At 44.9% G+C, this 3,660-nt stretch carries 2 protein-coding genes; both read left to right on the top strand.

What is annotated here, in order from left to right:
* Positions 1 to 2,359: nitrate reductase (locus tag B4K20_RS05895; RefSeq protein ID WP_289282229.1), on the top strand; the 2,359-nt coding region annotated here is incomplete at its 5' end.
* A gap of 127 nt (positions 2,360 to 2,486) precedes the next feature.
* A partial coding sequence (locus B4K20_RS05900) for an alginate export family protein (protein ID WP_289282230.1) occupies positions 2,487 to 3,660 on the top strand: 1,174 nt, incomplete at its 3' end.

The following is a 3,660-nucleotide window of genomic DNA, read 5'->3' on the forward strand; positions in this document are numbered from 1 at the left end:
GGCGTTTTATGTGTCGGGCCAAGTGTTAACAGAAGATTACTATACGGCGAATAAATTGATGAAAGGGTTTATTGGTGGCGCGAACATCGACACCAATTCACGGCTGTGTATGTCATCAGCGGTGGCGGCTTACAAGCGAGCCTTTGGCAGTGACACAGTGCCCTGTAGTTATGAAGATATTGAATTAGCTGATCTTGTCGTGTTGACTGGTTCTAACTTAGCCTGGTGTCATCCTGTGATTTATCAGCGGTTGAAGCAAGCGAAAGAAGATCGCCCAGAAATGAAAGTTGTGGTGATTGACCCTCGCAAAACAGCCACTTGTGATATTGCTGATTTACATTTGCCGTTGCGGCCAGGCTCTGATGCCACATTGTTTAATGGTTTGTTGCACTATCTAAAAAAAGAAGATTACCTGGATCTTGAGTTTCTTGAAGCGCACACCGAAGGGTTTGCCTCGGCAACGTCAGTAGCAAAAGCATCCGCTGGCTCCATTCCTCAAGTGGCCGCTGTCACAGAGTTACAAGAGCAGGATATCGTTAAGTTTTATCAGTTGTTTGCCTCAACCGAAAAAGTCGTGACAGTGTATTCTCAGGGGATCAATCAGTCGACGACAGGAACTGACAAATGTAACAGTATTATCAATTGTCATCTTGCCTCTGGGCGTATTGGTCAGCCAGGCATGGGGCCGTTTTCGTTTACAGGTCAGCCCAATGCTATGGGCGGACGAGAAGTGGGCGGCTTAAGTAATCAGTTAGCCGCGCATATGGAAATTACTAATCCTGAACATCATGATCGTGTGGCACGCTTTTGGAAAGCAGATAATTTAGCCAAAGAAAATGGCGCCAAAGCCATTGATATGTTTGAGCAGATTGCCAGTGGCAAAATCAAAGCTATCTGGATTATGGCGACGAATCCCGTTGTGAGTCTGCCTGATGCCGATAAGGTCAAAGACGCATTGAAAAAATGTGAATTGGTGGTGGTGTCTGAATGTGAGGAGAATACCGATACAACAGCGTTAGCCGATATTTTGTTACCCGCCGCTGCCTGGGGTGAGAAAGACGGTATGGTAACCAATTCAGAAAGACGAATTAGCCGTCAGCGCTCATTCTTACCCTTGCCGGGGGAAGCGAAACCTGACTGGTGGATTATTACTCAGGTCGCGAGAAAAATGGGATTTGAAGCCGCCTTTCCATTTGAGAAGCCAGCAGATGTATTTAGAGAACATGCACAACTCTCGGCTTTTGAAAATGAAGGTAGCCGTGACTTTAACATTGCCGGACTAGCCGATATAAGTGATGAGGGCTACGACAATCTGATTCCCATACAGTGGCCAGTCATCAATAAAGCTGATAACGGCACTGCCAGATTATTTAGCGATAAGCAGTTTTTTACCCCTTCAGGCAAAGCCAGAATGATCAGTGTTGAACCTAAGCTGCCTTATCATCAGGTATCAGATGAATATCCCTTAGTTTTAAATACGGGTCGTATTCGTGATCAATGGCATACCATGACACGGACAGGTAGAGCCGTCAGATTGAACGCCCATATTCCGGAGCCGATGGTTCAGGTTCATCCGCTGGATGCAGCGAATTTCCATCTAGTGGATGGTTCACTGGCAGAAATAAAGAGTCGTTGGGGGGAGATGATAGTCCGGGTTGTGGTAACCGATGAGCAACGGCCGGGCAGTATTTTTGTCCCCATCCATTGGAGTGATCAGTACGCTTCAATGGCACGGGTTGATGCGTTAGTTGCTGCTGTTTATGACCCTATCTCTGGTCAGCCTGAGTCGAAACATACCCCTGTCAGCATACGCGCCTATAAACCTGTTTGGCATGGCTTTATTTTGTCGCGGCACCCCATCACGGTCAAAGATGCCAACTACTGGGTGAAAGTGCGTGGTGCTGAATTCTGGCGTTATGAGATTGCTGGTCAGCATGCATTAGATGAGCCGGCTAAATGGGCACAACGACACTTAGGGGAAGAGGGCGAATGGCTTGATTTTATTGATGCCAAAGCGGGACGTTATCGAGCTGGACAAATTAAACGTAACAGGCTGGAAGGCGTTGTTTTCATCGCGCCAAGTCATGATTTGCCTGCGCGTTCCTGGTTATCCCAGTTATTTAGTTTAAGCAGTCTGTCGGATGCTGACAGATACAGTTTGCTGGTCGGCCAACCCAGCCAGGGACAAAAAGATGCAGGACAAATTGTTTGCTCATGTTTTGGTGTCGGTCAGAATACCATCAATGAAGCTATTCATTCCGGTCATGTTAATTCTGTGGATGAGATTGGTAAAAAACTGAAAGCCGGCACAAATTGTGGGTCTTGTGTGCCTGAGTTAAAACAATTATTAGCGCGCTAATGGTGAGTACTACCTTATTTAGAATACTGTCTGTCTGCAATGAAGCAGCTGAGGTGAAGTCGTTACATGGTTGATTTTAAAGCCAGTTATTTATCAATAGTGGCTTAATTTGCAGAGGAAAAAAAGAATGCCAAAACTAAAAAAGCTAAGCGTGATGTCGTTACTGAGCACAGGACTGACGAGTATCGCTTTGCTACCAGCTACAGTCGTGGCAAATGACAGCTTTTACGAAGCATTGACCGGGGGCAAGGTCAGTTTTTCAGGCCGCTTACGGTATGAGTCGGTTGAGCAGGATAATAGTTTAAAAGATGCCGATGCTGTCACGTTACGTACAACTTTAGGTTACAAGACAGGTGATTTCCATGGCTTCGGTGCCTTTCTTGAACTCGAAGATGTGTCGGATTTGGCAGGCAATTATGAAGAGTACCCTCAAACAGCAGTCAAAAAGTACTCGGTTATAGCCGATCCGAATGGCACAGAAGTCAACCAGGCTTATCTGAGTTATAACGGTTTTAATACAGAGGTGAAGTTAGGTCGACAAGAGCTGACTTACCGTGATGCACCATTTCATCGCTTTATCGGTAATGTGCTTTGGCGTCAAAATCATCAATCCTTTGATGCTGTGAGTCTAAGTAATACGTCTATTAAAGATCTTAAATTGAGTTATGCCTATATCAACAAGGTCAATACCATCTTTGGCGATGATTTGACGGCTGGTTTGATAGATGATGGGGTGATTGATATGAATAGTCACCTGTTTAATGTGCAATATTCAGGCTTATCCATTGGCAAATTAGAAGCCTACAGTTATTTGCTGGATTATGAAGATGCGGCTAAAGATAACGCCAACTCAACAGCAACTTATGGTGTGAGATTATCTGGTGCTAAACCAGTTAATGAAGATTTTGCAGCTATTTATACAGCGGAGTATGCAACACAACATGACTATGCCGATGGCAAAATGGACCCTCAGGATTACTACTTATTCGAACTCGGTGGTAAATATCAAGGTTGGTTAGCAAAGCTATCTTATGAAGTGCAAGAGGGTGATGGCACCTATAGTTTTAAAACACCTTTAGGGACGAACCATGCTTTTCAAGGCTGGGCTGATGTCTTTTTAACCACGCCAAACGCAGGTCTTATTGATACTTATTTCACCATCGTGGGTAATGTGGCAGGTGCAAAACTGATTGCGGTGTACCATGATTTTGAAACGGATAAAGGCAGCCTTGATGCGGGTAATGAGTTTGATGTGATGTTGCAAAAAACCTTTATGGAACATTACACGCTAGGTATCTCTT

Source organism: Methylophaga sp. UBA5088 (assembly GCF_002414625.1).
GTDB lineage: Bacteria > Pseudomonadota > Gammaproteobacteria > Nitrosococcales > Methylophagaceae > Methylophaga > Methylophaga marina.